Below are 3,680 nucleotides of genomic sequence, written 5' to 3' on the forward strand. Positions count from 1 at the left end.
GCATTCCTGTCGGCACCTCTTGCGCGCAACCCGCCTACGATGCCGTTTTCTTGGGGGCGGCCTTCTTCACGGCCTTCTTGGCGGCGGTTTTTGTCGCTGTTTTCGTCGCTGTTTTGGTCGCGGTCTTCGTGGCGGTCTTCTTGACCGCGGCCTTCTTGGCCGGCGCCTTCTTCGCGGCGGTCTTCGTGGCCGTCTTTGCCGCCGTCTTGCCCGGCGCGCGGCCCGGCTTTTCAGGGCGCGGCTCGAACTCGAAGCCGACCTTGCCGTCCGGTTGGCGCACCAGGAACGCCTTGAACTTGCGGTTGGTGCGGCTGGACACAAAGCCTTCCAGCAGGTCGGTGCGGCCATCGGTCAACAGCTTGCCCATCTGCTGGGCCGAGATTTCCTGCTGCAGGATGACCTTGCCCGAGCGGAAGTCGCAGCTCTTTTCGGGGCCCACGGACTTTTCGCAGACGTAGCTCATGCCGTGTTCGAACACGCGCGATTGGCATTTCGGGCACGGACCCACCGGCGTGTGGCCCGAGAAGTCCACGGCTTCGGCGTCGTCCTCGTCGTTCTGGCCGAAGTCGAATTCCAGCTTGTATTCATCGCTGATGCGCAGGATGGCGGCAAACGGCCGGCCCATCTTGCTGATGAAGCCTTGCAGCGGACCGATCTCGCGCTTGGCCAGCAGCTCTTCGACTTCCGGCAGTTCGAACGTGCGGCCGCCCGGGTGCTTGCCTATCGAGAAATCGCAAGCCGTGCAGGCGAAGCGGCGGTAGTTTTCCTTGACCACCGCGCCGCACTTGGGGCACGGCGTTTGCAAGGTGGCGTAGTCGCCCGGCACCGTGTCGCGCTCGTATTCCTTGGCGCGCTTGACGATCACCTGCGTCATCTGCGCGATTTCGCGCATGAAGGCCTCGCGGCCCAGGCCGCCCTGCTCGATCTGCTTGAGCTTGTGTTCCCACTCGCCCGTCAGTTCAGGCGACGTCAGTTCGGTGACGTCCAGGCCGGACAGCAGCGTCATCAGCTGACGCGCCTTGGCGGTGGGCACCAGGTCGCGGCCTTCGCGGCGCAGGTACACCTCGTTCAGCAGGCCTTCGATGATGGCGGCGCGCGTGGCCGGCGTGCCCAGGCCGCGTTCGGACATGGCTTCGCGCAGTTCTTCGTCGTCCACCAGCTTGCCGGCGCCTTCCATGGCGGACAGCAAGGTGCCTTCGTTGAAGCGGGCGGGCGGCTTGGTCGACAGGCCCACGGCTTCGACGTCTTCCGTGCGCACGGTTTCGCCATCGGCAACCGGCACCAGGTTGGCGTCTTCGCCCTGGGCTTCCTTGCCGTAGACGGCCAGCCAGCCCGGGGTGACCAGCACCTTGCCGTCGGTGCGGAAGCGGTGCCCCTGCACTTCGGTCAGGCGCGTGGTGACGCGGTATTCGGCGGCCGGGAAGAACACGGCCAGGAAGCGCTTGAGCACCAGGTCGTACAGCTTGGCCTCGGCTTCGCTCAGGTCATGCGGGATCTGCAGCGTGGGGATGATGGCAAAGTGGTCCGACACCTTTTTGTTGTCGAAGATGCGGCGGTTAGGCTTTACCCACTGCTGGCTGACCACCGTATCCGCGTGGCGGGCCAGGCCGCCCACGGCGTTCGAACCGCCCTTGGCCAGCGCGCGCATCGTCTCCTGCACCGTGGTGATGTAGTCCTCGGGCAGGTAGCGGGAATCGGTACGCGGGTAGGTCAGCGCCTTGTGGCGTTCGTACAGGGTCTGCGCCAACCCCAGCGTGGTCTTGGCCGAAAAGCCGAAACGGCCGTTGGCCTCGCGCTGCAACGACGTCAGGTCGTACAGGGCCGGCGACATCTGGGTCGACGGCTTGGATTCTTCCGTGACGTTGCCCGGCTGGTCGCGGCAGGCGGCCACCACGCTTTGCGCGGCGGCGGCCGACCACAGGCGCGATTCGCGCTTTTCCGGGTCGCGGTCGTCTTTCTTGAATTGCGGGTCGATCCAGCGGCCTTCGTACAGGCCGGCGGCCGCGATGAAGGTGGCACGCACTTCCCAGTAGTCGCGTGGCACGAAGCGGCGGATGCGCTCTTCGCGCTCGGCCACGATCGCCAGCGTGGGCGTCTGCACGCGGCCCACCGGCGTCTTGAAGAAGCCGCCGTCCTTGCTGTTGAACGCCGTCATGGCGCGCGTGCCGTTGATGCCGACCAGCCAGTCAGCTTCGGCGCGCGAGCGGGCGGCGGCTTCCAGTGGCTTGAGCTGCACGTCGTCGCGCAGGTTGGCGAAGGCCTCGCGGATGGCGGCCTGCGTCATCGATTGCAGCCATAGGCGCTGAATCGGTTTTTTCACGCCCGCATACTGAATGATGTAGCGGAAGATCAGTTCGCCCTCGCGTCCCGCGTCACAGGCGTTGATGATCGAATCCACATCCTTGCGCTTGGCCAGGCGGACCAGCAGCTTCAGGCGTTCGGCCGATTTCTTGTCGGTGGGGCCCAGTTCGAATTCCGGCGGAATCACGGGCAGGTGCGTGAAGCTCCACTTCCCCTTGACCGGATCGTTGGGCGCGACCAAGCTCAGCAAGTGGCCGATGCTGGACGCCAGTACGTAACGTTCGCTTTCAAAATAGTCGCCCTCGCGCGCGAAGCCTCCCAAGGCGCGTGATATATCAAGGGCCACCGAGGGCTTCTCGGCAATAATCAGCGTTTTATTCATGTGTATCCAGTGGCGGTAGTCCCGCCTTAGTAGCGCGGATAATAAGATCGGAGATTCGCCAGATGCAAGTCGGCACTGAAAGACAAGCGGGATCCGAACTGCACGCTTGGCGCCAATTCCTGGCGCGAAGCACCCTTTGGCTAGGCGTTTTACTGCTTGGCAGCGCTGCGATTTGCTGGGTGGCCGCCAACTGGCAGGACATGACAAAAGTGCAGCGCTTCGCGGGCACGCAAGGCCTGCTGGCGATTTCCGCGCTGGCTGCCGCCTGGGCCGGATTGCGCCTTCGGGGCACCCCCGGCGTACGGCGCAGCATCCCTGGCGCGCTTCTGGCTTTGGCCGGCATTTTGCTCGGCGCCTTGCTCGCGTTATTAGGCCAAACTTACCAGACTGGCGCCGATACCTGGGAATTGTTCGCCTGGTGGGCGGTCTTGCTGCTGCCGTGGGCGCTGGCTGCGGCCAGCCAGGCGGTGTGGCTGCTGTGGGTACTGGTACTGAACGTGGCGGCCACATTGTGGCTGGGTGAGCGGATGTTCTCGTGGCTGTCGGTGTTTGGCGGATCGGACACTGTCAGCCTTGTCATGGCGGCGCTGAACCTGGTGTTGCTGCTGGGCTGGGAGCTCGCCGCGCACCGCTGGCGCGCCAGCACGCTGATCGGCCCGCGCATCCTGGCGGCCCTGGTCATCAGCGCGCTGGTCATGGCCCTGATGTTCGTCGGCTTTTTCTTCGGCCGCGAGCAAGGGTTCAGCGGCATTGCGTGGCTCGCCGTGACGGCGGGGCTAGGCTTTTATTATCAGCGGGTCCGGCGCGACCTGGTCATCCTGGCCATGCTGGCCGCTGGCGTCATCTGCGTGTCGCTGCGATTCGTTGGTGAATGGCTGCTGCGCCTGGAGCCTGGCGTGTGGGCCGCGCTGCCGCTGGCGGCCTTGCTGATGGCCGAAGCCGTGCTGGCGGCGCGCTGGCTGCGCAAGCTGGCGGCCGAACCTCGCGCGGCAGGGCC

The 3,680-nt window shown here is 65.3% G+C and carries 2 protein-coding genes; one reads left to right on the top strand and one right to left on the bottom strand.

Annotated elements, in window-relative coordinates:
* Positions 1–34: 34 nt before the first annotated feature.
* On the bottom strand, positions 35–2,683 hold the full coding sequence (locus tag ACE039_RS13620) for a DNA topoisomerase III (RefSeq protein WP_485822603.1): 2,649 nt from the start codon (positions 2,681–2,683) through the stop codon (positions 35–37).
* A 62-nt stretch (positions 2,684–2,745) separates the two neighbouring features.
* Between ACE039_RS13620 and ACE039_RS13625 the strand changes: the two genes are divergently transcribed.
* Positions 2,746–3,680: DUF2157 domain-containing protein (locus ACE039_RS13625; RefSeq protein WP_485822604.1), on the top strand; the 935-nt coding region annotated here is incomplete at its 3' end.

It is taken from the genome of Achromobacter maghribensis (assembly GCF_057334215.1).

Bases quoted from the DNA above. Each gene is read 5' to 3' on its own strand.
- ACE039_RS13620 (WP_485822603.1), bottom strand. From the start codon at position 2,683: ATGAATAAAACGCTGATTATTGCCGAGAAGCCCTCGGTGGCCCTTGAT.